Raw genomic sequence first — 25,784 nt, forward strand, 5'->3', positions numbered from 1 at the left:
GTTACTCGCCTCGAATGATGCCCAGCGCAAAATGCGCCACGTCATCGCTATACGATTTGTGATCTTCACGGCCCTGGTTGTAGCCGTCCATGAAGATCGGATTCTTGCTTTTCGGCGCGTAGTGCGAGTGCCCGAGGATGAGTTTTTCCGTGAGCACTCGCTCTACTTCCGCCAGCTTCTGCTCGGCGGTCATTAAACGTCGACCGCCATGCAGAGCAGGCGAACCGTCAGGTCCTTCGACGTGGTGCCTGGTATCGCATCCACATCGACGGTGATTACGTCGCCGACTTCACAAGGAACGCCGGCAGGTTCACCGACGACACCCACGGAAGGTTTCGCTTTCACGAACTTCGTGGCCGATCCCTGGGCGATGCGCAGTGCTTGCGCAGCCATGATCGACGCGCCCCCTTTGTTCACGTCCACGTCGGTATTGCCGGACGTAGCGCCCGTGGTGTTGAGCGCCGCTTCTGCTTCGAGAATGCGGCAACGTGTCATCACGCTGTGCGTGGCCTGCCCGGCTCCGGCCGCCAGGTTGCCAGGTACAACCATCGTGATGTGAAATAACCGATTGCGCTGGGTCACCGAAAACCTCTCTCCGCTGCGGACTCATGAATCGCGCCTCGCCCGGCTCCGCAGCCAGCGGACGAGGCGCGCAAATCAGCGAATCGCTTAGGCGACGACCGCCTTGCCGACGCCGCGATAGTCCGTCGCAACCGCGCCGAACACGAACCGCACCTTGTACTGCAACTGGTCGTTCGTGAACTGCGTGCCCGTACGCGGATCGTTCGCGAGCAGGATCGTCGGCGCTTGCTGGTTGTCCAGGAAGCCAACTTCGATCGACGGCGCATCGGCCACCGGCGCTCCGTAGTACCAGTCATTGGCATCCGTGAACAACTCGTTGACGATGATCCGCTCGTCGTTCGCGCCGAACTTCTGGAACCAGTTGTTGGTGCCGGAGTCGTTGCGATTGATCTGCCGCGCCGTGGGTTCGAGATCGACGGGAACGGCGATCCAGTTCAAGCGCAGGCCCAGCCGCTTGTTGGAGTCCTTTTCCGCCTGCTTCGCCAGCGCAATCGCGCGAGCGTCGAGCTCGGCCGCCGACAGCGCAACCGCGCTCAGGTTCGAGTGTCCGGCGTGGAACAGCGCCACTCCATCGCCGCCGAAGTTCGGGTTGTTCACCAGGATGTCGGTGATCACCTGCTTCAGGGTGCGCCGTGCTGCGCGCGCCAGGCGCGACGGGAACTGCGCGATCTTCGAGAGGTCATCGTTGCGGATGGTCTCTTCGGAGATCGTCAGGATGCCGCCCTTCTTGGCCATCGTGAACGACACCTTCTCGTCCGTGGGCTTGGTCAGTTCCGTGTATGGACCCGCTTCAGCCACCGTCGGCAGATCGCCGAGGTAACCCATGCGGACACGGTCCTGCGTCTTGAAGTCCGGGATCCCGCCCGGCGTGACAACGTAGAGCTGCTCCAGGCCGCCCATGCCAACCTCGGCATAGTCCTGGAGCAGTTTCTTCGTCATCGAGTTGAGCAGGATGTTCGGGAAGTCGGCCGTCGAGATCGCTTCCGAGACCTTGTAGAAGCCGTTCCCTGCACCAAGCGCGCGGAAATCGCGATCGCCGGTGATGATGATGTAGGCTTCCTGGAGCCCACGGAACGGACGGACGTTCGCGTCGGCGAGCGCGGTCTTCACTCCGAGCATCGCGTCGCAAGCGAGCTGGACCTTCTCCACGCTCTCGCGTCCGACTTCGACGCCGGTTGCACCCACGCGAGTGATGGTTGCCAGTGCGGCCAACTCGGTGCGCACGGCGGTGATCTTGGTGTCGATTTCCGCATCGGTCGGCATGCGATCGACGAAGTAGTCGCGGACCAGGTTCTGTCCCGGGACGGGCAGCTTCGAAGCCGCCAGCTTGCCTTCGATGCGATTCTTTGCATCGAGCTTCTGCGCGTCGGCCAAGACTTGCCGTGCCTGCGCAAGAGCGTCGGCATCAGCCGTTTGGGTTGCGGGCTTCACCACTTTGGCTAGCGCCTCGGTGACTTTACCCAGGAATTCCTCGTGCTTGTCTTCCGACAGCGCGCTGAATTCCGTTGTGAGTGTGGTAGCACCCGCGGCATCGAAGGCCGCCAGTGCCGTGAGCACCATGAGGATGCGAGATTTCATCGCCTCTCCTTCTTCAGTTCGGCCAGCGCCGCTAGCGCCGCCTGGATTATTCCCACCGTTGCCGGCAGGAGAACTTGTGCGGACCGCCGCAGCCTGCAACTGGGCGATCTCCACTGGAATGTGTTGGGACGCCGCGACGCGCGCGGCCGTGAGAAAGCGTCCGCCTGCAGCAGCCTCGGCGCAGAAGTCGACACTGGTTAACTTGGCGAAGTCGGTTGCGAACAGACATTCGCGCCCTTCGACTTTGCCCTTTTTAAATCCGAAGTACCCGAGCACTGAGACGCCGAACAAATCGAGCTTGTTCGCGTCGCGCGCGGCGGCAAGTTTGCCCTTGATCTCGGTTTCGGTAGGGAACAGATTGACGTACGCCAGGGCTTCACCTTCGGCGCTCGCGAACGAGCCGCGATCGAGCCATCCGGCAACGCGAGCGGGATCCTGCTCTTCAACCTGCGTCTCGGGGTGACGGCGGCCAAAACGAGATCCGTTCACCGACGCGGCAACCTTTGCCACAACTTCAGGCGGGAAGTACTGCGGCAGTGGAGCCTGTCCGCTGGCCAGCGTGACTTTTCCGAATCCCCAGCCCGCCTTCATGACAACGACCGGCCAGGTTTCGTCCGTCGTGCCAGCCGCGGCCTCGGAAGTCATCGCAAAGTGGCCACACGATTCGGCGACGGGAAGGTATGCCGTCTCGACCGGCTGAGGGTCTCCATCAATCACGACCACGTCGTCTTGGCCGACGCTGTAGTTGAACCGGAAGAGATCGCCGGTGTCGTACTCGCGCGCGATCACATAACTCGGAAAGGTCTCGATCACGCAGTAGCGCGAATATCCATCTTTCCCATTGCCGTATTTTCCGCGGATCGCATCGTGTATCTTCTGCGTTAACTCTTCCAGTGACATCATGGCCCAGGGTCCCTCGAACTGTTTTCCGGTCTCTCCCGGATGCCACACCACTTCTCAGCAGGTGTCGCTCTTCGTCGTTATAGGAAATTACGTGGTCGGTGCCTCGGCTGCCTTTTTGATCGCGTCGAGGATCTCGTCCTTCTTCGCGCCGTCGGGCAGCGTGATGCCGTGCTCCTTCGCGTACGCGACGAGTTCAGCGACCGTCATCTTCTCGATCGGCTTCTGCTCGCTCGCAGCAGGTGCGGCGACGACTTCGAATTCGTACTTCTTTCCATCGGCCGTCACCACTTTGCCGGTTGCTTCGTCTGCCTTCAGGATCATCCACGCCGGCAGCGACTTCGCCTGCGCGACGCTGGTGATCTCCGGCACGCGGAGCATCTGGTTTGCGAACTTCGTTGCGTACTGGGCGGCTTCAGCCTCGCTGCCGTTCGAGTCGATCAAGCCCTGCTTGCGGCCCTCGGCATAACGCTGCTTCCACTTCGCCTGCTCGGCTGCCGGCAGGATCGCCGGCGCTGCGGGAATTTGACCTTCCATTTGTTTCGTCTCCTCTCTTATGCGACCTGGACACTGATGCCCAGATCGCGAAGTACCTTCTTGTGCACCGACGTCGGCCGAAGCGCTTCGTCGTCGAAGTGCGGCTGCTCAAGGCAGTGACAGTTGATGGTGTTCTCGGCCGATCCGCTCGGATCCCGCGGGAACATCAGCAGCTCGGGCGGAGCACCCGGCTTCACCGGGATCTCGAACGCCTCCTCCACTTCCTTGACTTGTCCGTCTGCCAGGATGTGCGTTATGCGTGGCAGCTTGGCCGCATTCAGGTGCTTCCACTTTTTCTTCAGGTCGGGATGGCGCGTCTTCGCTTCCTGCAGCTTCGCTTGCGCCGCCATCGAATGCACGCGCAGGATCTCGTTCTGCGCGATCGTGATGGCACGCTCACCGATCTGGTCGAACATGCTCGGCTTGCTGCCCTTGTTCAGTGCCATGCCGATTTGCTCGATGATGTCCGTAATCTGCTGGCCTCCGAGGAACGCGCGCTGGATCGCGCCATTCACCTTCGCGGCGGCATCCTTTGAGAGTGCCGTCACCAGGTCAGCCGTATAACCCTGCGCGATCGCCAGGTGTGTACTCGAGAGACCGCCGATCGCAAACGGTTCCAACCCGGCCGCCGACAGCGGAGCGCCGATCGTGGCGGTACCGAGCCGCGATGCGTCCGTTTGCATCGACGTCATGAACGCCGTGCTCTGCTGGCGGAACAATTCGAACTCCTGGTCGATCGAGAGCTTCAGCGCGCGAAGTTGCGCGGCCGAGAAGCTGTTCGGATTCAGCGACACCAATTCGCCGAGGATGCGCTTACGCGCCTGGTCCAACATCTCCAGGACTTTCTTCCTGGCGTCGGGCGCGAGCTGATGCGACTGCGCGATCAACTCGTTTACCTTCGCCGCGAATTGTTGCTGTGTCGTCATTTACCTTTGACTGACTCCCGGTCGCCCTTCTATCGTTACCGTTCGGCCCCTTCTTTGACCCCACACTTTCCGTGCGAGGCACTCGCCAATGGATAGCAACGCCATCACTAACCAAGTAATTACCGCCGTCATCAGCGGTTCGGTGGGCATCCTGCTAAAAACGTTGTGGGATGCTGCCGGCCGATGGGCATCCAACCAACAAGCAAGAGAGACACTCAAGACGACGGTTAGGAGAAATCGCGAGATCATCGCGAGCGCCTTGGCGCTGGCGTTCAACCTTTGGGCTCTCCTGTCTCTCATGCTTAAACCGTCCTTACCAACTCGCTTCGACGTCTTCGGCATCGTTGGTTCGATACTCGGATGCTTGCTCTTTTCTGGCATCATCGCCTTTGAACTAGCCCTCCGTCGGCATCAGAAACCCTGGCGTGACTGAACCTTGTCACTGGACGACACCCCCGCCCTGTTCGATCCGGCGTAGCGCCGCGTCGAGATTCGCCTGGCTATTCAGATCGTTCACTTCCTGCGCGCGCCGGGCCTGTGATTCCTCTTGCGCCTTCTCGAACTCCTCCTTCGAGTCGACTTCAATCCCAACCTGCGTGAGCACAACGTGGAACGCCCGGGCTGCCGTCTCCTCGCGAATCCATCCGCGATCGGCCGCCATCGAGAGCGGGTTCACGATCGAGCCGAGGACCGTAGAACCTTTCTGCAGATCCTTCGGACTGAGATCTGGAACCTGCAGCGTCCACTCGATCGACATCGACTCGGCAATCACGCCGTGCAGCTTCGCCTGGTACAACGCGAAGTTGAGTACCGACGTGATCACGCTTTTCACAACCTTCTGCCGCGCCGTCAGTTTTTTGATCGTCGGCTCACCCATCTCGCCGGCAGTCGCGCGGTTGGCGTCGGTCGGATCGGCGAACCAGTGTCCAGGGAAGCCCATTCCGCCGAGTCCGTAGAACTTCAGACTCGTGATCGTGTCGCTGAACTCGGCACTCTTGAAATCCGGCGAAAGCGCCTTGATCTCGACCTGGTCGTTGGTGAACTGGGTGCCGCCCTGGCGTGGAGGATTCTTGAGGATCTGCCCCTTCATCTCCTGGACCTTCTTCTCGTCCGCGCCTTTGAAGACGAAGTGCCACAGCCACGCGTTCATGAAACGAATGCGATCGGCCGCGTCGAAGACGATCTGGTCGAGCACATCGGCCCAGTCAGCAATGCAGTACAAATCGGAGATCCCGCGGCTTGCGGTCTTACTCTTGTTGATCGCGAAATAAAAACAGTCGCCGGCCAGTTGTCCGAACGTCGGCGAGTATGGATCTTCGTCGAGACGGATGATCCGCAGGCGCCGCCCTTCGGTCTCGCCGAGCTGCTTCCGCAGGCGAACAGCGATCGGAATCGTGATCTCTTCCCGGCCGTCGCCAGTCTTCAACAGGCCGTGCTCGATGCAATCGATCTGCAGCGGATCGACGTAGCCGATGCGCACGAAACCATCTACTGGATTCACCGCGACGGGGATGCAGAGCTCGCCCAGTTTCGATAGTTCTTCGGACCACTCTTTTGCGCTCTGTTCGATGTTGTTAATCGAGTCATTCCAGAACCGGTCGATTACCTCCTGGACAACTTCCTCGTCGGCTGAGGCGGCGATGTTTTCACCGACGACAAACTCGGTGATCATCTCCGGAATGCGCTTCGCAAACGGCAGCCGTGTCGCGATGTAGAGGCACACCAACTGCATGCGCTCGTGCTCGACGGGGCTGAGGTCGCGGCTTGAGTTCGACGAAGTCAGCCGTTTGAAGCGTGGATCTTCCGGATCTAATCCGGCTACCTGATAAACGCTGCTCTCGAGAGCGGCTTCAACCTTGGCGATCGTCTGAGGCTCTTGTTGTGTCGCGCTCATTGCGGCGCGTGCTTCATGGAGATCCAGGGCTTCAATCTTCATATCGCTCTCCTCCGTGGACGGACCGCGTATTCAACCTGTGCATCGGCGGCGACTTCCTCGCCGCGATCGCGCATTGCTCTGCGGGCAGCGTCGCCTCGGAAGATTCCGCGTGCGGCCCGCTGCACCATTTCCTCTTGTGTGCTTTCGGCTACGGCGGCAGGCGCGCTCTCGGCAGCCAGGTTCGCCATACACTTTGCCCAAAACTCGTCGGCGTGCCCGTACGCCTTGCGGCGCTGTCCGCCGGCAACGGGAGTGTCAGTCTCGATCTGGGGAGCGTCGAACTTAACGCCGGTGGCTGTAGGCATCCGCTTAATGGAAAGCCAGGCAGCGCGGATATCAGGGTCGTAAGGAATGCGATCAAGGCCTTTCTCCAGGCGATTCTTCATGTTGATCGCCATGTGCGTTTTAATCGCGACACCTTTGTCGTTTTTACCGGCGAAGTTCACACCGATCACTTTTCCCCGGCACGCCTGGTCGAGGTAATCAAAAATGCCGACGCCCATGCCTGTGGCGTCGACAGCCGTGCGTGTTGCCATTTCCACCCACGGCAGAAATTCGTTGTGCTGTTGCGGGAAGGGCATCCCGACCAGGCGAAGCACCAGGCGCGTCCAAGCCACATCGCCGAGCTTCTCGTCGAGCCACAGCACACTCTTGTTTCGGTCGCGTGCGACGTCGATCCCGGCAAACAGCGGTCCGCTTGCGGTGTAACCGGCTGGCCAATCGAGTGTGGCGTTCGGATTCTCGGCCAACTGAATGAGTTCATTTGTTAGCCAGGATCCGACCGCCTGCAGGAAGACGCACAGGAACTCTTGCGAGAACGTCTGCTCGTCTTTGAACAGGTTGCGCATCTGCCGCAGGTTGATCGGGCAGCCCTGGGCGATCGCCATGTGGACATCCACCCAATGCCATGACCAATCGTCTGCGCGAACTGGATTCGTCTTCGGCGCCACGCCGTCGACCAGGCCAAACTCTTTTGCCAGGTCGTAGAACTTGCCGATCTGACCGTTTGGGGTCGAGAGCACGTCGAGCTCGTTACCGAGCGCCACCTGTCGAGCGATCGCAGCCCAGATCGAATAACTGTCCTGGTGATGGCCGAACTCATCGAGAACGGCATCTCCCGGATAGCCGCGCGCCGTGCGTGGGTTCGCCGGCAGTGCGATGATGCGCGCTCCGTTCGGAAGCTGAATCCGCTGTTGCAGTATCTCGCTCTTGCCATCGATGTCGACGAAAAACTCGTCTTGAAACAACTGCATCGTCGCACCGATCGCTTTCACATTCTTCGAAAGCTCGCCGATGAACTCTACGGATTGCGCGTGCGATGCGCTCAGGACCGTGGCCGTGCGGTTCTCATGCTCCAAGCAGCGGAACAGCCGGCGCAGGCCGGTGCCGTAAGAGAAGCCAATACGCGCAGACTTCACAGCTCCGCAGAAGCGAGATGGGTCGTCGATCCACGCCTGTTGATACGGACGAAGCTGGATGACTGGAGGTACCGTGTATTTGCGCGAGACTATCTGCGCCCGCGCAGCTTTTGGTACCGACCGACCTTTTGCTGGTTTCGTCATGCGCTTTTCTGCACAGGAGGCAAGCCAAACACTCGCTGCCGAATGTTGTTGATGTCGTCCTGCGTGATCGCCTTACCCTTCGCCGACTTCTTCGCCATCGCTTCCGTGGCTTTATCGGCCGCATTCTTCTTTTCCGCGATCTCCCGTTCGAGGATCGCAATACGTTTCGACTCAGCCTCGGCCCGCACCCGCTTCGACTTCGCGTCCGTCATCTTTGCCGCCAGATAGCCAAGCGATTCCACGGCCTTCGCGTACTTGTCGCGCGTCTGCGCCTTCATCACCGAGAACACAACATCGGACAACGCGTTCACTGCCGCGTCGCCCAACTGCTCGACGTCGGCGATCTTCGCGATCGCCTTCGAGAACTGCCGCGCACGCTCGGCCTCGGCCGCCAGCTCGTGCGATACCTGCTCGATCCGCAGGTCGTACCAGCGCTGCAGATTCGAGTGCGGCAAGTGGAGATCCGGAAAGAGTTCCAGTGTCGCCGTTGGCAACTTGTCCCATGGCACGAAGCCTTTCGACATCTCCTCGATCTCCAGCCACGTCTTTCCCTTCGCGCGCAGTTTCTGAATACGCTCGTGCACTTCGAGTGGCAGCTTGTCGATCTTGAGCGGCTGCCGAACCTCGCGCTTCTCGCCGGTTCTGGGACGCGATTTCTTCATCAGTCGATCGGCACCGCCGGATCCTCGATCTTGCTGCCTTCCTTATCGCGCAAGTTTCCTTCGACCAGGTCGCAACCTTTTGGCGTGATCGAGATCCGATGGATACGAACGCGGCCCGTCCATTTGTTTCGCTCTTGCTCGAACGTGAGATATCCGCGATCGCGCAACTGCTGAAGCGCCGTTGTCCAGTCGTTCAGCGGGCCAGGCATCCTGAGCCGTTCCATCACGCCAAACAGGACAACGCCGTCCATATGCGGCGCTTGATCGCGGAAGTTCGAGTAAACGAGCTTCAAGATGGACCCACGCAGGTAGTTCATCTGCGCGCCATCAGCCGGCGTGGTGTGCTTGTGTTCTCGGTTCATTCAGACGGTCCTCAATCCGCCCTAACTTCTCCAAAACGCTTTGCGTGTCGCGCGCGAGCGATCCCGTCAGGATCTCCATCTCACGGTCTCGCTCACTGTCCCGCTTGGCGATGACCTCGATTGCCGTCGCCATCCGTTGAGTCGCTATCGCGCTTTCCTTCTGCGTTTCGATAAACCGGCTTGCATGCTTGTCGACCAAAAACATGAAGCCCATAACGATCAGGAACATCGGCCCAAATCCGCTGATCAACTGAACCAGCAGCTCCGGCCGATCGCGCAGAATGCTGTGCACCCCAACGCCAAGCAGTCCTCCCACTCCCGCCGTCGAAGCGGCGAGCAACGTGTTCTTTGCTCCCTGCCTCCGCTCCGGTGTGTCGAAGTGGCCGAACGTCATTGACCATCCCTCGGCGTCGGAAACACCGGAGGTCCGGCTTGCTTTCTGACCTCCTCGATCACGATCGCCTTCACGTCCTGGACCAGCTCCGCTTTCTGCTCAGTCGAAAGCGGCTTCTTATCGCGGACCGTCTTAGCCGCCTCAACCGCATGCAGCACCGTCGTCGCATATTGCCGCGCGATCGCGTCACGAACGCCGATGAATCCGAGCGCCAGGACAAGCATCACCGTGGCACTGAATTCGTCGACCACGCCATACCAGTACCCGCCAGCCGCCAGCAGGAACATCAGGGCCGCCGCGATGTACGTCTTTTTTCCTTGCAACCAGGTCATGCGACCCTCGATTCGGACCCTTTCGGGTCAATTTGGCCGGGTTCGCCCGGCTCGTAATATGGCCGTGTCACGCGTGACAAGGCCCCTGGGAGCGATTTGCCACCCCTACGACGGGGTGACGGCGCTACCCCTGGGTTTCGACCCGAGCAAGGAAGGCTTCCACCTTCGCCCTGGTCTCGGCGTCCTTGGTCGCGACATACTCACGAAGTTGCTCATCCGTGATGCCCTTCTGCGCCCTTAATTCGGCGACCAGTTTCGCGATCCGCTCCGCCAGGTCCATCCCCAGCGCGATCAATGCCAAAATCTGCTGTTCGTTCATCACCGACTCCTCGGTTGATTGACGCCGGACCCTGGAGAGTCCGGCGCTTACTGCATCCATGCGGGCCGCTGTACTTCATTCCCTGCGAGCTAAGATCGCTGTGTCGCTCACCGCCTCCAGGTGCGTCGACCGATTCCCCGCGAACTCGGGAATCGCACTGCTGGCCACCCCGTAAGGCAACCAGCGGGAAACTCGGGTTTCGCTCGCTGAGACCTCAACAGCCCTCCGCTGAGTTTCTGCTTAGGCATTTACGGCCAATCTTGAAAGCTTTCGGCTAGTGCCATCGCGGCATCGAATGCCTGGAAGGCCAGCCGGAATCTTTCTCTCGCGACGGGATCCTTGACGTGTGTAACGCCTTTCTCATGCAGCGCCTTCACACTGTCAGAGATCTCGCGCATATACTTCACGACGATTTCTCGGTTGCTACCGTCGATCGTTGCGAACGCGGAGATCTTCGCCGTCGCCTCATCGTTGACGTAGGTCGCATCGTTGATGCCCTTGGCGAATGCCGTCGCTTCGTCTTTGCCCAGGAGCTTCGAGTCGTACAGCTTTTCGGCGACGTCCTGGAGCGTAGACAACCCGGCGGCGAACCCCGCCGTCGCTCGCAGCGCCTTGTGCTGTTCGGTCTCGACTTCCGGGGCGGGTGCAGTTGCAACATCGGCACGTTTCGCGCATCCGGTCATGCCGAGAAGCGAACCCGCGCCCATAAGCCCAAATGCGAGCACTGCCGACATCAGCAGCGCGATTCCAAATCTTCGACTTGCTGAAACCATTTACTTGCTCCTTCCTGCCGCGTCGAAACGCGCAATGTCCCAGTTCTTGATTCGGCCGATCAGCATCGACGCGTAGTTCGGATCGGTCGCATAACCGCAGAGCTGCAACTGCAGCGCAAACTTGTACGGATCGCTGACCGCCTTCATGGCCGGCTGGTAGCGCTCTTCGGACGAGAGCAGTTCGGCATGGCGGTCAAAGCACTCCTGGATGGATTGGAATTTCCGGAAGGGCTCGCGCTCGATGGTGTACTTCTTCAGCTTCCGGTTCCACTCGCGCGTGTTGTGCTCGCAGTAGGGCTCGATGGGAATGCCATTGCGACGGCGAGCCTTGATGCCGAAAAAGTTGTTGTCCTCGGTTGCCAGCGGCGAATGTCCCCAGTTGCCCTGGCTATCGGAACTCTCGATCGTAGCTTGCGCGATGATGACGCTCGCGGGAATGCCGGTCTCCCTCATCGTCTTGATGGCGTAAGGTGCGAGCTTCTCGATGAACTGCAATCTCTCGGCGCGAGTCATGGGCTCTTTTCGGATCGGACGCCTGGCGTCTCCCAAACCAGGCGTCCGATCGGCTCTGGCTATCTCCGCGACCTCCTTTCCTCACCGAATAGGTTGGGGATTGAAGCTTCGCGAGAGTGCTCTCTCGTAGGCTTGAATGTACGTTTGTCACTGCTGAACTGGTGCGGAGTTTGCGGACTTTGCGGAGTTTTATCCGCTAGTTGGTTTTAGCGTTTCCATTGCAGCTGGTGTCGTCATTCCACCAGCAGGATCCACCGCCCTTGCCGGATCGACCGTAGGAGTTGAAAGCCCAGACCCGGAACGAGTAGTAGGTGTTTGTCGTGAGGCCCGATTTCACGTAGGAGGTGGTATTGGCCGGCAATCTAGCCTGAATATTCCATGCGCCGTTGTAATAGCAGTTGATGCTCTTGCCTTGGCACATCTCCACCACGTACCCGGACTCATTCACGGCGTTGTCGCGCCAATGAAGGGTGAGCTGTGTGCTGCTGTCGATGGTTACCGATAGATCATCGGGAGGCTGCGGCGTACGAACGTCAGGGTCGGGAATGCGGCCATCCGCGATGATGATGTCGTCATAGTGCATCTCCACTTGTGGGTGCACCTGAGTGGGGTCTTTCTGGTAACAGTAGGGCGTCACGCCAATTTTGCCCCACGGAAGCGTGCCGATACTTACATAATCGTAATCGGTGTAGTTGATTACCGTTGTCGCAGGCTCGTTATTGTTCGCGACCCACAACGTGAACGTGCCGTTCTTTCGGTAGGTGCCATCGTTCGCATAGGCGGGATTGCTCCCCTTCACGCAGAACTGGGCCGTCTGCCACTGGTTGTCTGCGATCTTGATGCAGCGCCTCGCAGGATAGCCAGACGATGAGCCGGAGCTGTCGCACCCGGTAGCATTCTGCATCGTGTAAGACGACGTGCCAGGAATCGCTCGTTCCCCGAGTGCCTCGTAGGTTCCACTCGTATACGGAGGCGTGACAGCCTTCACCCCACAGGAGTGGTATGCCTGCCAGATGAACTTGTTGTTCGTGTTCTGGAGGACAACCTCCGGATCCGAACAATTACCCTCCACTGTGGTTCCGTGATCCCCAGCCTCAAGCTGGAATATCTTGTCCCCGCCGCACCCGGTGAACACAGTGTGGTCGCTCCGCTTGTAGCGGAACTGGATGCATCGCTCCTGTCCCTGCCCGAAGTTCTGTGCCTCGTGATTTGGAGTGTCCGCGAAGCTTGCCTCGAACCAACCGGGATTCTCCGTGCTCTGCGATGGGAAGCTGAAGAACATCGACCCGGTTCCCGATACCTTGGTTGTCGTGTCGATTCCTTCGCGCAGATACCCTTGCGCGTTCGGGTTAAAGTGCGCCGGCTGTCCTGGCCATGCCGAACCAGTAAACTGGTAATCGCTTGCCGCGTCGAGCGCAAATACCCTGATCACGGACTTCCCGGCAGCCATGCCCGTCCCCGCCGATCGCGACGCGAACGTACTTGCGGGCCGGTACGGACATCCTCCTTCCTTGCGGCACAACACCTTTGTGTTCTGCGCTGGGTCGTTGACCAGTACAAACGCGCCGGGATATGACGGCAGCGCTCTCCAGCGACCGTAGGTTCCGTTGGAGTAGTTGCTTCCGGCGTGTGCCGCGTTTGCCGGAGCAGATCCACCTAGGTCGAGGCCAACACATCCATTGGTGAACGGGTTGTAGTCGTACACCCGGCCGCCGAAATTGGGCCATATCAAGATGTGCTCATCCTCTGGATCGAGTTCAGCGCCAAGGCCTTCATACATGAACGTGCCTTGCACGCTGGCCGTGGTCAACAGATCGCAGTTCAATCCCGCGGTGAAAGTTCCGGTGATGTCACTGGCAACATTGGTCGCAATGTCGTAGCTGTACACCTTACGAGTGTTCAGTATCCGGGCGAAGGAGATGATCTTCTGTGTCGACGGCACGAGGACACCGGGCATCGTCGTGTCGATAGCCAGGTCCGCTTTGCGCCTGTAGGTGTTGGTGCAGACGTCCCACGTCCCATATCTCGCACCCGCGTGCATATAGATCAGGCCATCAGCCGGATTGAAGACGACGAACCCTTTCCAGTCCCCGTTGCCATCGTTCGCCACCGAACCATCCGGATACGACGCAAGCCTGTCGAGGCGCTGCCACGTATCCACCCAGCCCGGAGTCGTGAAGTGATACAGCCATGCATCGGGTCTTCCGCTAGGACCGTCCCATGATGTATAGCCACCGAACTCAAACATCGCATCGCCTGTAAATCCCTCGTTAAAGCTTCCGACAGGACAAGAGAGCGAGTTCGGTGGAATGTAGGTCCGGTAATTGTAGAGGTGCTTCGAGTCGGGAGCGCAATTGCGGCCCGTCGAATCCTCCTGGCATTCGAGACAGGTGTTGAATCCGGGATTCATCGTCGTGTTTATTACCGGAGGCAGTGACGCAGGGCCGAACCCACTGACGTCCTGCCTGCCAGAAGTCGTCCCATTCCAACTGCCATACTCACACCCGGTAACGCCAGCTTCAATCGTGCCATCATCGTGGCCTGGGGTCGTCGGACTGTTGTAGCGGGTTAACGACGGGCTTACGCCGGCAGTGGCCTTGTACAGCTCGTTGCCTCCGTAAGCCGTGTGACCGCCTCCATTGAACAGCAGCGCCTCATCAACGAGACGCAGGATGCCAGATCCCCAGTCGTTGATTGCCGCTTTGCATCCCTCTGTGTAGGCGATGTTGAGACCGGCCGTTGGTGGACAGATCTCGTAACCGTTACGGTCGAATCTCGTGTTGATCCCGAGATCCGTCCACCCCTGGCTAAACGTGCTCGGCGGAGGACCTGCAGGGGCCGAGCTTCCCTCAACCTGGAACCCACCCGCAAGACTCCCACTTCCCACAAACTGGCCCAGACAGGGAACCGTGGTGACCACGATCACAGCCAATAAAAATGAGAGCCGCATCAGTTGTACGGCCCCCATTTGAAGTTGTCTCCATGGATCACGGTTTCCGAGCCCTTGCCGACGACTCCTGGCTGCCCCGCCGCAATACTGCTGTCGCTTATGGCCGACAGTCCGGTAATCGCAGTCGAGTTCTTATAGGCAGTGAGAGATGTCCCAACGCATTCCATCGAGAGCACATCCCCAATATTCCACGTCACCGCCGCTGAACCGAGGGACGTGTGAACACCATCGACATACTTCCCCATGAAGGTGTTTGTCCCAGACGCGGCCGCCGCCTCGACGTAGTAATACTTCCGTGTCGCATTAAGACCGCTCCCGCGACATTCGACGCCGATGGTATAGCTGCTCGTCCATCCCGTGGAATAAACGACCAGATCAAGGGATACCCACTGATCGTTCGGAGCCGAATTAACACTCGACTTCCACATGGCCGCGCCATGCGAACTGGTCAGGCCGAATATCTGCAGATCGGTTGTGCCCTTAACGCGGATGCCACCATTGATGTCTTCGAGATAGTTCCACTTGCCGGCGTCTCCGCTGCCACTCCCCAGGACCGACGCCGTCGTGTATCCGCTGTCGAAGTTTTCTGTGACCGTGGCGGCCCCGCGTCCACTGCCGCCGCTGATCGTGTACGTCGCCGTGCCAACAACCGAGTTCGGATAGCTGGTCGCTGCACACATCGCCTTCAGCGGCGACGCCGTCACGCTCGGCGTGGCTCCGGCCGTCGAGCTCGTCGTCGGATCATTGCCATCTTGCGTGGTGTACACCGTCGGCGTAGGCATCCCTGAGGGACAGGTCACCGTCACCGTCGCACCCGAGGCGATCGTGCTTCCGGATGCCGGGCTAAATGACGGCGTCCCCACTGTGTAGTACGCGCTCTTTTCCGAACTGTTTGTTAATCCAGCCTTAGTCGCGATCGCGCGCACCCGCTGCGTAGCTTCCGAGATCGCCGTCGTGTACTCCGTTGATCCGCCGTCGCAGGTTCCTGGCGTCGTTGCGGCCGGTGGGCTACCGTTCGTCGTGAAGCAGATTTTCGCGCCTGAGGTCGCGGTTGCCATCGTGATCGTGCCGCCCGTACCGATCGCGCGGCCATCCGGAGTAAACGTCGGCTGCACCGCATTGAGCAGCCATGTTGAATCCCACGCCACTCGGTGCCAACGGCTCGCTGCTCCAACGTAACGATATTGGTAGTTCGTATCAAACTTGCAGTCACCATCCGATCCCGCATCAGAGGGGCTCGCAGGCGTTCCAGCCGTACACCCGCCCGTGCTTGCTGCTGACTTCATCTGCCCGGAGAGCAGGTTCACCACGCCATCGCCGCTGGCGATCGTGGCGCTGACCTGACCGATCACCCATACGTCGGTCGGTAAACTCGCCCCCGCATCGTGGCAGTTCCCAGCCGTGGAAGTACTCGCCACTACGTAATGCTGGGCCGTCGCCGCTCCATCGAATGTGCAGGTTGCCTGTCCACTCAACGCGATGAATGCACTCCCGCTGGTTGCGCCGCCAGAAACTACGACATACACCGGAACCGCTGTGTCGCTCGTGCCCGCCTTGACTAATTTTCCTGCCGCATCGAACTTCGCGAGTAGCTTGTTCGTCGTCCCAGTGGTGGTGTCGTTTGCGATGCCAGTACCGAACCTGATGCCATTCTCGAACGTCTTCACGCCCTGAATGCTTTCGTCGCCCGTTTTGTGGACTACGGCGGAATCATCCGCCTTTGCTGCTAGACCAGGGAGCGTGCCCTTCGTCTGCGTGGCGAGATCGATCTTTGTTTGTGCGTGCGCAACTACAGAGAAGAACAGCAGCAGCGCGGCGGCCAGGCGCAATCGCATGGAGATCTCCCTAGTAGCGGTAATAAGCGCGATGAACGTCGCCCGTCAGAGGCTTTGCCGATGCCGTATACGTGACTGTGTTCCCCGTGATGGTGTAGTCTGCGCCCGCGCCTTCGATCATCAGCTGGCCGTTCTTGTACAGGCGCAACGACGACGTCGGGCTCGGCGAATTCGTCAGCGTGAAAGCTGCGTTGGTTCCGTTCACCGTTCCCGAAGGCGTTTCCGCATCAGCAAAGTTAGTCGTCGCGCTGCCGGAGCCATCACCCAAGGCGACCCAGGCGGATCCGTTGGACCGGCAAAGGGCAATCGCAGATCCACCTCCTGAACCGCAGTTGCCGCCCGTCAATGCGTCGGTGATGACAACCCATTTGCCCGAGCTGGCAGCGGCAGAAGGCCGGGTTGCGACGGTGAAATCCCCGAGGAAGTTATGCGCGGCGACCAGACCTGCATGAGTATCGAGTTCGGCCTGCGTCGCAATGTCGACAGCGCTAAAGATCGTGCCGTTCGAAACCGGAGCAGTGCCGTTGCCGGCAGATCCGAGCCCCGTCCCGCCGTTTGCCAGCGGCAGTACGCCCTTCACCTGTGTACTGAGATCGAGTTGCGTAACGGCCGCCATCGCCACTAGTGCGAACAGCAGCATGAACGCGATCATCGGCCGCGAAAGCTTTGCTTTGTTCATGAGTGTTCCTTTCCTAGAAAACTGCCCAAACTTTGTCGCCCGATTTCGGTGCGCGCGTCATCGTCACCACATTGCCGCTCACGGTGTAGTCGTCCCCATCCATCAGCTGCTGCCCGTTCCAGTACCAGGTAAAGGAGAGCGAGTCGGCAGGCGCGACACCGATCGTGAACGTTAGACGCGCGCCATCCGGCGATTCGGACGGAATGAATCGCCGCAGATTGCCGGTGGACGTAATCCCGACCACGGTCGCGAGACTGAAGTCCTGGGTTCCGCGGAATTGATTGCTGCCGTTGCGGATCGCGCAGTCATTACCGGCAGGCGGCGGTGCTTGCCCGTTCTCGGGCGTCCTGTTGGCTGGATTGAAAATGCCGCCATCGGCAAAACGAATCCAGTAGCGCATCTCCACGCCGTAAAGCTTGTTGTTGATGTACACGCCGAGCAGCCAGCGGGTCGCGTCGGTGATTCCGCCGCACGAGATCTGGTCGTTCCCATACAGCGTGAAGCTAAAAGCCCCAGTGGCGGCATTGACGGGAGCCGGCGAAGGGTTTCCGCCGCCCGTGGCTACGCCCGGAACCGTGGGCGTGTTGTCTCCGCAATTCCAAAGGCGCGCCCGGATCTCGCAATTCTTTCCACATGCCCCGCCGCCCAGGTCCTTCACATTGCCAGACACGGTCACCTGGCTTTTAGCGGTCAACACGGTGAGAAAGACGAAGAAGAAAAGCACAATCGCAGCGGCGATCAGGCGCGCAATTGTGGAGGATTTCATAGGCCCGAGCCTACGTCAGTCGGCCTTTTTCTAATGCGGAGTTTGCGGACTTTGCGGAGTTTTATTCCAAAATAAGAGCGACGCCGCCGCGTCGCCCATCGGTATACAAATGTTTAGTAGTTGGAGACCAGCAACTCGCCGAATTTCCTTCGCTTCGCCGCCTGCTTTGCCAGCGTGTATTTCACCTCGATCCGTCGCACCTTCAGCCCACAGGCGCGTGCCTCTTCACGCACCAATTCCGAATCGTCATAGCTCAGCAGAAACTTGCCTTTGACGTTCGCGAGCGACCGAATCAGCTCCCGATGGCGATCTTCTGCCAGAGTCTCGTAGCGGCCATTGCGGCCGAACGACGTGTAGGGCGGATCACAATAGAAGAACGTGTCCGGAGAATCGTAACGCCGGATGCAGTCGGCAAAGTCGCGGCGCTCCACCTGGACGTCGTGGAGCCGCGTCGCCGTCTTTGTCAGGATCTCGCGTACGGTGGCGATCGATTTATGGACCGCCCGCGCGTGCGATCGCAGCGATGCAATTGCGGTCGTCGCGAAGTGCTCACCCTTTGCTCCGAACGACCACCAGGTCAGGTACGCGAACCTCATGGCACGGTGGATCTCGTCGGTTGGATGCGCGCCCTTCCAGTCCAGGAATCGCTCCGCATGAACGATTTCTATATCGAACGCCTGGGCGAGCTCAGCCGCGCGGTACTTGGCAACACGAAAGAAGTTGATCAGGTCGGAATTCCAGTCGTTCAGGATTTCCCATTGCGATGGATCCTTGGCAAAAAGCAGCTTGGCGGATCCGCTGAAGACCTCCACATAGCAGCGGTGTTTAGGAATGAGTTTGAGCAGTTGAAGCTTGAGATTCTTCTTTCCCCCCGGCCATCCAAACGGTGCATTCATACAACAACTCGTAACTCGGAATGCGCCGCCAGGACTATTTAGAAGCGTGATTCAAACTGAGGAAAACTCCAGAAAGTCCATGACTCCCCGGTTGAGCGCCCTGGCGGATGCGCTGCCGGTATTCGCACACTTTTGGGGCCGCTACTTTATTCTTCTATCGTGCGCGTTCGCACATATACAATTGCGGCTCCATAACGACCAAGGCAGGTGCTGATTTGGCGACCAACCGCTCTTTACCTCATGCGATCCTCGAACTCCGTAAAACTTTGAACATGTCTCAGACCGAGCTCGGGGACAGGCTCGGCGTAGGCGCTATGTCCGTGTCGAGGTGGGAGCGTGGAGTGATCCCGACCGCAGATCACCTTATCGGCTTGGCCAAGCTGTCTTCCAGTCCGCAGCAGTTCTGGTTTTTCGTTGGGAAAGCGGGGCTGACAAAGCAGGACCTGGTAAAGAAGTAACCGGCGTTCAGCCGTTGGAGCGCGGAAGCTGCATCCGATTGAGCCGTTGAAGTTCCGTGGCGGCCTTGTGTCGGGCCTCCCTCGCCTGTTCCAGGACCTTCACGTCGGCCGTGGTCTGAATCAGGTACTCGCAGTGCTGCAAAATTGACTGGTACTGCGAGCGCAAATAGCGATATTCGTCGATCGGGACCATGCGGAGATCAAAGAAGAGTAGGCCTTAACGGCCCCGTTGGTCCATGACCTTTTGCCCAGATCGTGTAACTTCGGTAACAAGCCCCTCCGAAAAGACGGCGGGGCTCCGGAATTTCAGTCGGAAGCGCCGCCAAAGCCTTTCACTCGGCCGCCCTGGGCCGGTTGAGCTTCCAATTCTGCGAGATTCCGTACGAGGTTGTAAACGAACCAACCTTTTCCTTTACCGACGCTGAACAGCTTCTGCTTCGCATTCGCGTTCGATTTCCATACGCCGATGCCATCGTCGTATGCCTCATATCCAATGAGCTGCCGGAATGGTGCACGAAACATCTCGCGGTCACCTTTGAAGTAGAGAGCCTCGGACGTGATGTATAAGTTCCCGGTATCGACTGCTTCGATCGACGAGGTTTCGATTGGACGCCCCTTAAAGGCCCCCACCCGCCAGTAGAGCCCTCTCGCCACGCGAACGCTGGCTCCGGAAGTCCCTCCTACATAGCTGCGTCTCGTTTTCTCAGTCAAATAAGTGACGTCCGGAAATGCCCACACCAACGCTTCGTCTGCCTGGAGTATGAAAGGCAGCGCATGATCTTCTGGAAGCTTCACTCGCTGGGGAATCTTTCCTTCCATCACTTCACGAAGCGCACCGGCCATCGCGATCTGCTCGGCAACAGGCGACTCTCGTATCTGTTTCTCGAAACCAGATTCCATTAAGAAGAGGGCCAGGCGATCCTCCTCGTCTTTCGATAGGATCTTATCTTCCAGCGTCAGCCGGACGGCGTCTGCCAAGCCTCCCACAACAGCCTGGGCCTGTTCACTCGCGGAAAGGAATCCATCCTTCGCAATGCTCAATATCATACCTTTAAATTTTGCGCGCATATCCGGATCGAGCGCAGCCTGACCGGCGAGTTCGCGAGCGTCGCGCAATGCCTGGTCATGACGTTTTTGGCATTCCTCGTGGACCTCTTTAAACCAACCAGCTTTGTTGCCACAAAACCTGCATTCGGCCATGTTTTCTCCCTTTACGGAACGCGTCCCATGCGCCAACACACTCTGCCAATGATTTCCCACTCGGGATCGTCCGAAATGACAACAATTTGGTGGCGTGGGCTGGTGTGTTGCGGAACGAGCATCTCACTTTTGCCTGATTTTCGTAACCACTTGATCGTGACTCCGCCGTCGGGGGAGACGGCCGCGACCATCTTTCCGTATAGTTTGCTCCGATCGCGCACAGACGTATCGATAACAACGATGTCGCCGTCATCGAGGATGGGACTCATCGAATCGCCCATCACTTTAATGCAAGTTGCGTGATCCGGCCGAGGGACCCATTTCCTCGGCAAAATCATCATGTCTTCGATATCGCGCTCCTGAATCGTGCGAGGAGATCCCGCGGCGGCAGCATCTTTTAACAATGGAATTGCGACAGCATCGGGGATCTTTTTCAGATTTCCGGACCCGGCTTTGAGTGCTCCGGGCGCAGGTTCGAAGAGGATCGTCAACGATTGTGGATGTACTTTCTTTCCCAGGGATGTCATCGCTGTATCCATCGCGTCTCGATCCAAGCCCGCTAACTGCCAAAAATACCAGCAGTCTGGGTCACCTGCGATCTGCCCAATCTTCAAAAAGTTTTCGGCAGCGGGCGTGATTCGCCCGGCTTCCCAGTTCGAGACCGTAACTTGCGACACACCAAGCCTTTGCCCGAAAGAGGCTTGGTTTCCACCCACCCTTTTTCGGACCGCTGTGAGGCGATCCGCCCAATCAGGTTTCGCCAATTTGGCACCTGTCTGCACTTTCTCCTTGACGTTCCTTATAAATGCACTTATATAAGTGTACTTATGAAGGTCATCACCTGTGACCCCGAAAATAACACGTCGCCCAGCCATAGGCGAAGGGCCGAACTCTACCGGGGTTTTTACGGAATTTACTCGCGCATAGCCCGCCGCGAAGGCGTTCATCCTTCGCTGGTTTCGCGGGTCGCGCGTGGACTCAAACGGTCTCGACGTATCGAGCAGGCGTTGGTCCGCGAATTTCGTCGGCTTGAAAGGAAAACAGCCTAGGGCTCCGTCCATGCCTGACATTGTCGGGCTTTCGACTTAGGAAACGACATGCCTACTGACGAACAAAGAATCGGCGACACAAACCAGGCAAGCCTTTTTGACCAAGACGCCGTGCCGGGGAGCCTGGACATCGAATCGGTTGTCAGGGCCGTTGTCGCCGAAGCGATCAAACGGTGCAACAAGAGCCGGGCGCAAATCGCCGACGAGATGAGCTATCTCGTTGCAGGAAAAGTCACAGAGCAGATGCTCAATGACTACACTGCCGAAAGCAAACCCCATCGTTTCCCAGCTCAGTTCATCCCAGCCTTCTGTCGCTCAACCGGAGATTACAGGCTCTTGATCTGCCTGCTTCGTCCTTTGGGGCTGCGCCTTATTAACCAGCGCCAATCGGAACTCCTGAATTTGGCGGAGCGATTGGAGGCAAAGGAACGGGCTGATCGCGATTTCGAGAATGCTAAAGCGATCACGATGGGGGCCGCGCGATGAGTCGACCACGCCCGTGTGTGACCAAAGACGAACTCATTGCCCTCACCGGGTGGTCCGATCGCACCGTTCGCCTAAAGGCGGAACTGAAGGAAATCGAGTGGCGCTACGTAGATGCTGAGCGGTCAGGCCGTCGCCCGCGCGCCTACTTTGTCGACTCACTGCCAGCCGAATTTCAGGCGAAGTATTCGCGCCAGCAATTGACGAGCGCTTCACAGGAACTCGCCGCGAGATCGTCGGGCCAGGTGCTGCCGCCGCAGAGCTTAAATCCTAATGCCTGCTTAAACGGGGCCGGTCACGCGGCCCCACCGACGATGCGGCGCATGATCGTCAACGAGGAGCAGCAGCGCCAAGCGGAACAACGGCTTGCGGCAATTCAGCCGCTCCTCGATTGCCAGCGCACGAAGCGCCGGCCAGATGTCACATCTGCCGATGGGCGGCGGTTGACGAGCATCGACGCTCTTGCCGGCTACATCGCCGAGCAGTGCAATGTCGGCAAAAGCACCGTTTATCAATGGGCGCTCAACTTTCGCCAGGAAGGACTCGCCGGACTCGCCGACAAAATACGCAGCGATAGTGGAACCTCCCGATTCTTTGCCAAGGAACACCTGGCTCAGGCAAGGGCGTTCGTAATCTCGAAGTACTATCGCGACCGCCTCACGTACCGCATGACGTACGAGCGCCTGCAGGAATCCTGGGATTCGCTCGACACGAATGGCGAGAAGCTTCCCTCCTACACCACGGTCCGGGCATTCCTGAAGAACACGGATGAGCTCCCCGAGCCGGTCAAGATCTATGGCCGCGAAGGCTCCACTGTGTACGAGGCGAAATGCTCTCCGATTCTCATCCGCGACTTCGCTGTCGCAGTAAACGAAGTCTGGGTCAGCGACCACGGCAAGCATGACGTATGGGTCTGGAACGATTGCTTCTCGGGCATTCCTCGCGGCATCGCGATTCGGCCATGGCTGACTGCCATCCTGGACATGCGTTCGCGGAAGATCGTCGGCGCAAACTGGAATGCTCAACCGAGCGGGCACACGGTCTCGACCGCGCTCCGCCATGCCGTTGTTAGCTTCGGCATCCCGCAAAAGTTCTACATCGACAACGGCAAGGACTACGAATCGATCGGACGGATCGATTACTCGATTGAAGCCAGTGGCGTGCTTCACCGTCTCGGCGTCGAACCGCAGTACTGCATTCCGAAGCATCCCCAGTCGAAGCTGATCGAGAGTTGGTTCTCCACCGTCCGCAAGCGTTTCGATTCGCGCTTTGGTCCTTTCTATTGCGGCGACTCTCCCTCGAACCGTCCCGAAGAATGCGACTCGGTCCTAAAAGAACACAAACAGTTCCTTGAAAGGAAGCGCGCGGCGACGCCACTCATGCCGGCAAGCGAATTCATTCGCATCGCGGCGCTGTGGGTCTTCGAGGACTACAACGACGAATATCGCGCGCACAGCGGGCGCGGCATGGAAGGGCGTACGCCAAACGAGGTGTTTCAGGAGGAGTACCCGGCGAATGCGCGCCGCCTCGACTCACATGACTACATCCAGGAGCTTTTCTGGAAGCGTGAAACGCGCCAGGTCCTCGAAGGTGGAACCGTCCAGATGTTCAACGAGCGCTATGAGCCTGCTGACATCGAATCCAGCGCCGCGCTGTTCTCGTTGATCGGGCGCTCCGTCCTCGTCGCATGCGATCCCTATGACATCGGGGACGCGATCGTGCTCGACCACGCCGGCACTCCGCTCGGCCGCATTCGCGCCCAAAAGCTGGTCGCGCACGGTCCCATCTCGCGAGATGACGTAAAGCACTCGATGCGTACCCGCCGGGCGGTTAAGCGCGCTGTCGAACAGCATCTCCAGGCTATCGGAGCGCAGGTGGAAAGCGAAGTGGACATGTTCCGCCGCCGCGCCGCCATCTCCGCGCCCAACGATTTTGTACCTGAACCAAAAGCTTTACCGGCCCCGATACGCGGCAGTCTGGCTCCGGCCACGGCTCCGCAATTCGTAGAGGACGTCGTCGACGACATCCTCTCCGACAACTAAGGAACGTTCATGGCTCTCTCTCTCGAAGAACGACGGCAGTTGATGGCTCTCGACTTGCCGGAGTACGACGCGGCGGTGAAAGAGGTCCGCGACTATATGGCGCGGACACAGCTCACCTCAGCGGATATCGCGATGCGGATCGGCTATGCGGATTCTTCGATTCGCAACTGGCTCAACGGCTCGTATGCGAATGTCGCCTCCCACGACACAGCAATCCGAGCAGCGCTGATGGGATATATGACGGCTCATCCTATCGGCGCGACGCAGCACCAGCAAGGCAAGCTTCACGAGACGCGCAACACGTCACTGTTGCTGAAGTACTACAGCAAAGCGCTTGCGAACGGATACGCCTATTACGTCCACGGAGATCCGGGGACCCAAAAGACGTGGGTCGCAGAATTCTTCCAGCAGCGAGTCAACATCGAAGAGGCTAAGGGCAACCGTCGCGTCCACATCGTCTACTCGCGCGGTGGTCATCTGCGTCCGCTCGATTTAATGAAGCGGGTGGCGGAGGCTTGCGGCATCGCGGGCTTGGGAAACATTGACCGCATCATTCGCAACCTTCGTCATGAGTTTCGTGGCATAAGGGCGCTGTTGATCTTTGATGAAGCCCAGCACCTCAGCGTCGAGTGCCTGGAAGTCATCCGCGAGCTCTACGATCGGCCACCGTACACGGGCCTCGTCTTCCAGGGATCGCACGAGCTTCATCGCAACTTTATTCGCCACGCCCTCACCCTCGAACAATGGATGTCCCGCTTCCGCCAGGGCAAATCACTTCCAGGCCTGGACGAAACCGAAGCCTGGAAGATTGCCGATGACGAGATCGGCGACATGCTCCGCGCCATGTTTGGCAAGAAGGAAGCCGACGCGAAGCTGAAGAAGCTGGTCGACGGGTCGCGCGCGACGGTTCTCCGCTCGCAGGAAAAGGTGCAGTACTTCCAGGCGCGTCGCCTCTTCAACGCCATCAACGAAACCCGCGAAGCCCTGGCGCAGAGAGGCGGTGAAGCATGAGCCGCCGCGTCGTGGTCCACAACTATCCCGCCATTCCGCGCGCCGCGATCGAGGAAGGCTTCGCGGCAATGAGCCTTCCTGAGATTGCAGAGCGGCTCGGCATGACTCGGCAGCGCGTTTGGCAGGTTTATCGCAATGCGATGGCGAAGCTGGTCGCGCAACCGGAAGCGCTTCAGTCTCTGCGCGAACTCGCCCGCGAACGCCAGCGGTTGGCTGAACAGCGCGTCGGTATGTGGGAGGTGGAACAGTGAAACGTCAAGCCTCAGTCTTCGAAGCCGCCGTCGAGCAGGATCCGCGCCTTCGTGCTCTGCGCGATCTCGAATCCACTCACTGCGCCTGCGGACGCCGCAAACGCGAACAGCAGTCGTTCTGCAAACCCTGTTACAAGCTGCTTCCCGGCGACATCAAGAACGGTCTCTGGACGCACATCGCGAATGGCTATATCGAGTGGTACGAGAAAGCGAAACAGTTCCTGCAGCAGAACGGGAGGATCGCCGCATGAGCGCTCGAACGATTCTCAGCCGTCCACAGATCCTCGGCCGCATCGAGAGCGCCCGGATCAATCTGAACCTCACCTACGAGCGTTACGTGAAAGCGCGCAGCGCAGCGGACACCGATTTCGAGACCGCGATGGTGTACGCCATCTCCGCCAGGGAATCGATCGACCGCGCGATCGCGGACCTGAAGGCCCTGAATCCGGAAAGCGAGGCCGCGAATGGATAGCCAGCTTCGTAGCGCGATCACTGAATTGCTCGCGGCTTCTGAGGAAGTCGAGAGCTTCGTCACCGACGAGTTCGGCCTGCGCCTGACTGACGCAATTGATCAGGTAAATCGGGAGCTGCGTCGATTCGATCTCGCCGAGCTCCAGAAGAAGACCGAGGCCGCACGATGAACCCCTACGATCGCGCGAACCAGATCTTCGATCGCTATGTCTGGCCGCTCATGGTCATGGCGTTCATTGCGCTGATCGCGCTCAACGCGTATCGCGCCTGGCTGCATTACGACGCCTGGAAATGGCAGGTGCTGCCGTGAACGGAAT

General features: G+C 59.1%; 32 protein-coding genes. 10 read left to right on the forward strand and 22 right to left on the reverse strand.

Annotation, left to right across the window (positions count from 1 at the left end; all coding sequences use genetic code 11):
- Nucleotide 1: 1 nt before the first annotated feature.
- From VN577_20005 to VN577_20025, 5 genes are all read right to left on the reverse strand, one after another.
- Nucleotides 2-193 carry a hypothetical protein gene (locus tag VN577_20005; GenBank protein HWR17124.1) on the reverse strand — a complete coding sequence of 64 codons (192 nt, stop codon included), beginning with the start codon at nt 191-193 and terminating at the stop codon, nt 2-4.
- Complete coding sequence (locus VN577_20010) at nt 193-582, reverse strand: hypothetical protein (protein HWR17125.1); 390 nt, start codon at nt 580-582, stop codon at nt 193-195. Before VN577_20010 ends, VN577_20005 begins: the two co-directional genes overlap by 1 nt.
- A gap of 87 nt (nt 583-669) precedes the next feature.
- Nucleotides 670-3,063, reverse strand: a complete 2,394-nt coding sequence (locus VN577_20015) for a hypothetical protein (GenBank protein ID HWR17126.1) — start codon at nt 3,061-3,063, stop codon at nt 670-672.
- 87 nt (nt 3,064-3,150) lie between these two features.
- Nucleotides 3,151-3,597 (reverse strand): Rho termination factor N-terminal domain-containing protein, encoded by a 447-nt coding sequence (locus VN577_20020; GenBank protein HWR17127.1) that lies wholly within the window; start codon nt 3,595-3,597, stop codon nt 3,151-3,153.
- Nucleotides 3,598-3,614: 17 nt separating this feature from the next.
- Nucleotides 3,615-4,523 (reverse strand): hypothetical protein, encoded by a 909-nt coding sequence (locus tag VN577_20025; GenBank protein ID HWR17128.1) that lies wholly within the window; start codon nt 4,521-4,523, stop codon nt 3,615-3,617.
- A gap of 88 nt (nt 4,524-4,611) precedes the next feature.
- On the opposite strand from VN577_20025, the gene VN577_20030 reads away from it, so the two are divergent.
- A complete protein-coding gene (locus VN577_20030) occupies nt 4,612-4,956 on the forward strand; it encodes a hypothetical protein (protein ID HWR17129.1) in 345 nt (114 codons plus the stop codon).
- Between the two features lie 6 nt (nt 4,957-4,962).
- On the opposite strand, the gene VN577_20035 is transcribed toward VN577_20030, so the two are convergent.
- The 14 genes from VN577_20035 to VN577_20100 form a co-directional block, all read right to left on the reverse strand.
- Nucleotides 4,963-6,459, reverse strand: coding sequence for a hypothetical protein (locus VN577_20035; GenBank protein ID HWR17130.1), 1,497 nt, complete (start codon nt 6,457-6,459; stop codon nt 4,963-4,965).
- Nucleotides 6,456-8,021, reverse strand: a complete 1,566-nt coding sequence (locus VN577_20040; GenBank protein HWR17131.1) for a terminase family protein — start codon at nt 8,019-8,021, stop codon at nt 6,456-6,458. The genes VN577_20035 and VN577_20040 overlap by 4 nt, the downstream gene beginning before the upstream one ends.
- Complete coding sequence (locus VN577_20045; GenBank protein ID HWR17132.1) at nt 8,018-8,683, reverse strand: hypothetical protein; 666 nt, start codon at nt 8,681-8,683, stop codon at nt 8,018-8,020. The genes VN577_20040 and VN577_20045 overlap by 4 nt, the downstream gene beginning before the upstream one ends.
- Complete coding sequence (locus VN577_20050) at nt 8,683-9,045, reverse strand: hypothetical protein (GenBank protein ID HWR17133.1); 363 nt, start codon at nt 9,043-9,045, stop codon at nt 8,683-8,685. Before VN577_20050 ends, VN577_20045 begins: the two co-directional genes overlap by 1 nt.
- Complete coding sequence (locus VN577_20055) at nt 9,011-9,439, reverse strand: hypothetical protein (GenBank protein HWR17134.1); 429 nt, start codon at nt 9,437-9,439, stop codon at nt 9,011-9,013. The genes VN577_20050 and VN577_20055 overlap by 35 nt, the downstream gene beginning before the upstream one ends.
- Nucleotides 9,436-9,771 (reverse strand): hypothetical protein, encoded by a 336-nt coding sequence (locus VN577_20060; GenBank protein ID HWR17135.1) that lies wholly within the window; start codon nt 9,769-9,771, stop codon nt 9,436-9,438. Before VN577_20060 ends, VN577_20055 begins: the two co-directional genes overlap by 4 nt.
- A 124-nt stretch (nt 9,772-9,895) precedes the next feature.
- Nucleotides 9,896-10,150, reverse strand: coding sequence for a hypothetical protein (locus VN577_20065; GenBank protein ID HWR17136.1), 255 nt, complete (start codon nt 10,148-10,150; stop codon nt 9,896-9,898).
- A gap of 188 nt (nt 10,151-10,338) precedes the next feature.
- Nucleotides 10,339-10,863 carry a hypothetical protein gene (locus VN577_20070; GenBank protein HWR17137.1) on the reverse strand — a complete coding sequence of 175 codons (525 nt, stop codon included), beginning with the start codon at nt 10,861-10,863 and terminating at the stop codon, nt 10,339-10,341.
- Complete coding sequence (locus VN577_20075) at nt 10,864-11,376, reverse strand: glucosaminidase domain-containing protein (protein ID HWR17138.1); 513 nt, start codon at nt 11,374-11,376, stop codon at nt 10,864-10,866.
- A gap of 196 nt (nt 11,377-11,572) precedes the next feature.
- Nucleotides 11,573-14,344 carry a fibronectin type III domain-containing protein gene (locus tag VN577_20080; GenBank protein ID HWR17139.1) on the reverse strand — a complete coding sequence of 924 codons (2,772 nt, stop codon included), beginning with the start codon at nt 14,342-14,344 and terminating at the stop codon, nt 11,573-11,575.
- Nucleotides 14,326-16,161, reverse strand: coding sequence for a chitobiase/beta-hexosaminidase C-terminal domain-containing protein (locus tag VN577_20085; protein ID HWR17140.1), 1,836 nt, complete (start codon nt 16,159-16,161; stop codon nt 14,326-14,328). The genes VN577_20080 and VN577_20085 overlap by 19 nt, the downstream gene beginning before the upstream one ends.
- Nucleotides 16,162-16,171: 10 nt before the next feature.
- On the reverse strand, nt 16,172-16,840 hold the full coding sequence (locus tag VN577_20090; protein HWR17141.1) for a hypothetical protein: 669 nt from the start codon (nt 16,838-16,840) through the stop codon (nt 16,172-16,174).
- A gap of 13 nt (nt 16,841-16,853) precedes the next feature.
- Nucleotides 16,854-17,606 (reverse strand): hypothetical protein, encoded by a 753-nt coding sequence (locus VN577_20095; GenBank protein HWR17142.1) that lies wholly within the window; start codon nt 17,604-17,606, stop codon nt 16,854-16,856.
- Between the two features lie 113 nt (nt 17,607-17,719).
- Nucleotides 17,720-18,502 (reverse strand): DNA adenine methylase, encoded by a 783-nt coding sequence (locus tag VN577_20100; protein ID HWR17143.1) that lies wholly within the window; start codon nt 18,500-18,502, stop codon nt 17,720-17,722.
- Between the two features lie 107 nt (nt 18,503-18,609).
- On the opposite strand from VN577_20100, the gene VN577_20105 reads away from it, so the two are divergent.
- A complete protein-coding gene (locus VN577_20105; protein ID HWR17144.1) occupies nt 18,610-18,960 on the forward strand; it encodes a helix-turn-helix transcriptional regulator in 351 nt (116 codons plus the stop codon).
- 7 nt (nt 18,961-18,967) lie between these two features.
- On the opposite strand, the gene VN577_20110 is transcribed toward VN577_20105, so the two are convergent.
- The 3 genes from VN577_20110 to VN577_20120 form a co-directional block, all read right to left on the reverse strand.
- On the reverse strand, nt 18,968-19,153 hold the full coding sequence (locus VN577_20110) for a hypothetical protein (GenBank protein ID HWR17145.1): 186 nt from the start codon (nt 19,151-19,153) through the stop codon (nt 18,968-18,970).
- Between the two features lie 113 nt (nt 19,154-19,266).
- On the reverse strand, nt 19,267-20,160 hold the full coding sequence (locus VN577_20115) for a hypothetical protein (protein ID HWR17146.1): 894 nt from the start codon (nt 20,158-20,160) through the stop codon (nt 19,267-19,269).
- An 11-nt stretch (nt 20,161-20,171) separates the two neighbouring features.
- The gene (locus VN577_20120; protein HWR17147.1) at nt 20,172-21,230 is read right to left on the reverse strand and encodes an XRE family transcriptional regulator; all 1,059 of its coding nucleotides are present in this window, start codon (nt 21,228-21,230) and stop codon (nt 20,172-20,174) included.
- A gap of 27 nt (nt 21,231-21,257) precedes the next feature.
- On the opposite strand from VN577_20120, the gene VN577_20125 reads away from it, so the two are divergent.
- From VN577_20125 to VN577_20160, 8 genes are read left to right on the forward strand one after another with little or no spacing between them, the layout of a single operon-like run.
- Nucleotides 21,258-21,695: a hypothetical protein gene (locus tag VN577_20125; GenBank protein ID HWR17148.1), complete on the forward strand. Its 438-nt coding sequence runs from the start codon at nt 21,258-21,260 to the stop codon at nt 21,693-21,695.
- On the forward strand, nt 21,692-23,734 hold the full coding sequence (locus tag VN577_20130; protein HWR17149.1) for a DDE-type integrase/transposase/recombinase: 2,043 nt from the start codon (nt 21,692-21,694) through the stop codon (nt 23,732-23,734). Before VN577_20125 ends, VN577_20130 begins: the two co-directional genes overlap by 4 nt.
- A gap of 9 nt (nt 23,735-23,743) precedes the next feature.
- Entirely contained in the window at nt 23,744-24,745 is a 1,002-nt protein-coding gene (locus VN577_20135) for an ATP-binding protein (protein HWR17150.1), read from the forward strand.
- Nucleotides 24,742-24,996: a sigma factor-like helix-turn-helix DNA-binding protein gene (locus VN577_20140; GenBank protein HWR17151.1), complete on the forward strand. Its 255-nt coding sequence runs from the start codon at nt 24,742-24,744 to the stop codon at nt 24,994-24,996. The genes VN577_20135 and VN577_20140 overlap by 4 nt, the downstream gene beginning before the upstream one ends.
- On the forward strand, nt 24,993-25,247 hold the full coding sequence (locus tag VN577_20145; protein HWR17152.1) for a hypothetical protein: 255 nt from the start codon (nt 24,993-24,995) through the stop codon (nt 25,245-25,247). Before VN577_20140 ends, VN577_20145 begins: the two co-directional genes overlap by 4 nt.
- A complete protein-coding gene (locus VN577_20150) occupies nt 25,244-25,468 on the forward strand; it encodes a hypothetical protein (protein ID HWR17153.1) in 225 nt (74 codons plus the stop codon). Before VN577_20145 ends, VN577_20150 begins: the two co-directional genes overlap by 4 nt.
- The gene (locus VN577_20155) at nt 25,461-25,637 is read left to right on the forward strand and encodes a hypothetical protein (GenBank protein ID HWR17154.1); all 177 of its coding nucleotides are present in this window, start codon (nt 25,461-25,463) and stop codon (nt 25,635-25,637) included. Before VN577_20150 ends, VN577_20155 begins: the two co-directional genes overlap by 8 nt.
- Entirely contained in the window at nt 25,634-25,777 is a 144-nt protein-coding gene (locus VN577_20160) for a hypothetical protein (GenBank protein ID HWR17155.1), read from the forward strand. Before VN577_20155 ends, VN577_20160 begins: the two co-directional genes overlap by 4 nt.
- Nucleotides 25,778-25,784 lie beyond the last annotated feature (7 nt).

It is taken from the genome of Terriglobales bacterium, from assembly GCA_035561515.1.
Lineage (GTDB): Bacteria > Acidobacteriota > Terriglobia > Terriglobales > Acidobacteriaceae > DATMXP01.